Raw genomic sequence first — 1981 nt, forward strand, 5'->3', positions numbered from 1 at the left:
AGCCATCACACATCACCACTTTCAACGAGCTTCTGAAGTCCCTGATTCTCTTTGAATAACTTAAACTTTTGAGCTTTGTAAAACTCAACCCCTTTCTTTACTTCATCAAGTTCTTCTTGTTTTTTATTCACATTGGCTTCAAGTTCGTTGAGTTTTTTCTCCGCTAGTCTGGACTTGTTTTGATATTGGTCATAAGACTCAGAGAGTTCGACAATTTGCATTAGTTCTTGCTCTAAATCTCCAAAGCTACAGTCAAACTTTTCAAGTACACGTCTTAACCATTTGGCATTATCAATTTCTTTATCAAACTCAGATTTCTGATTCGTTAGACGTTGAATTTGTCTCTTTAAGCTACTTTTCTCAAACTCTTGCTGTTTGATATGCTGCTTACCTAAAGAGTAGGCAGCACGCAACGCTTCAACTTTATCGCTGAGTCTAGATGTTGTATTACCGCTCAATAATTCGCTTCTTTGCCGTTTTAGTGTCGAGATTTGCTTAAACAGCTCCCTTTCTTGTCTTTTCAGATCTTCTATGTTTTTACTTAAGTCGTACTTGTGTTGCTGGTTATGATAGTGGGTTAATGCTGTCTGCGTTGTTACAATGTCACGGTTGGTTTGTTCCAGTGTATGGTTAGCTGCTTTGATTCTTTCATTTACCTGTTCAAGTTCACTTAAAGCTCGTTGCTGTTCGTTCTCAATCGAGGATTGTTCAATTGATGCGATATTTCTGGTTAGGAAGTGAAGAGGGTTGAAAGAAAGCCAAGTACAACGTTTGTGAAATTGGTCATCTAAAACCTTGTCGCTTAGATAAGAAGTAAAGTCGGTAGATGGGACAGTAAGATTGCTAAGATTCAGCTCAATCACACTCTCGAACCGCTTTCTGAGATTAAGAATCTGGTTTTGGTCAACTTCGGAGTCATCTAACGTTATTGTAAGATAGATCGCTTGATTATCTTGCAGTGTTAGTTCGATTAGAGGTCTAGTATCTGTGTCGATTAATAGGGAGCAGTGTGTCACATCTACACTAATGCTGTTTGTGCAAGTGTAATCAATAGGTATGGCTAGTTGTTGTTGGCTTGAAATTAAATAGGTTAAGCGTTCACAGATTTCGGATAGAACTAGGTGGTCGCATTGTTTATCAGAATGTTGAAATAGTTGAAAACTCTTCTCACGTTGGACACTCTTACCACAAACACGGCAATGACCTGTTAAGTCTTTGCTTTCCTTTGAGTCTATCAAAACACCATTGTCATTAAGGCAAAATCGAATTCCCATTCTTTGAGTGCTACACAACATAGCTAAACTCCCACAAGATCAGATACATAGTCATATTGAACCAGATTTTAGAGTAGAAAAATATGCAATTCGATTGGTATTTAAGGAATTAATTACAAATTTGGTAAAAATGGCTTTCCAAAGGTTAAACACAGAATGCGTGTCACGCATAGTTACACGCTGTAAAGTATTTATACATCAGCCACTTGCTTCTTGTGCCTGTGTTAACGTCCTGTTATGTTTCAATACACATAAGGCGTTGAGTGCATAGCCAAAGGATATGAGTGTAAATTATGCTGACAGAACTAATCGGAAAGAACATCAAAACATTTAGAGACGAACAAAAGCTGTCTCAAAAAGAACTTGCGGAGCAGCTTAACGTGGCTAGACCTGTGATATCAAATTGGGAAAATGGGAAAAACGAGCCATCCTCGTCTCAGTTACTAAAACTATCGAAAATTTTCAAAACTTCAACTGATGAGCTAGTAGGTAATACTTCAATCAAGAAGAAGGTTATTGTTGTTGATACGTCTGCGTTGATCAAAAGACCATCGATCATTGATGAACTTGAAGAGTTCTTTGAAGAGGTCGTCATACCAGAAGTAGTGATTTCAGAATTGAATAATCTGAAAGACAGAGGCAACCCTTCTACAAAACAAAAAGCTTGGTTGGTAATGAAATCCATTACTGAGAAGAAAGAAAAATTC

Annotated in this window: 2 protein-coding genes; one reads left to right on the top strand and one right to left on the bottom strand. The window is 37.6% G+C overall.

All coding sequences use genetic code 11. The annotated features are described in order from the left end of the window. Window positions 1–5: 5 nt before the first annotated feature. A complete protein-coding gene (locus tag QTO00_RS18895) occupies window positions 6–863 on the bottom strand; it encodes a hypothetical protein (RefSeq protein WP_331426132.1) in 858 nt (285 codons plus the stop codon). A gap of 704 nt (window positions 864–1567) precedes the next feature. Here QTO00_RS18895 and QTO00_RS18900 point away from each other — a divergent pair. Then, on the top strand, window positions 1568–1981 hold a 414-nt coding region (locus QTO00_RS18900; protein WP_331426133.1), incomplete at its 3' end, for a helix-turn-helix domain-containing protein.

It is taken from the genome of Vibrio sp. M260118, from assembly GCF_036533755.1.
GTDB lineage: Bacteria > Pseudomonadota > Gammaproteobacteria > Enterobacterales > Vibrionaceae > Vibrio.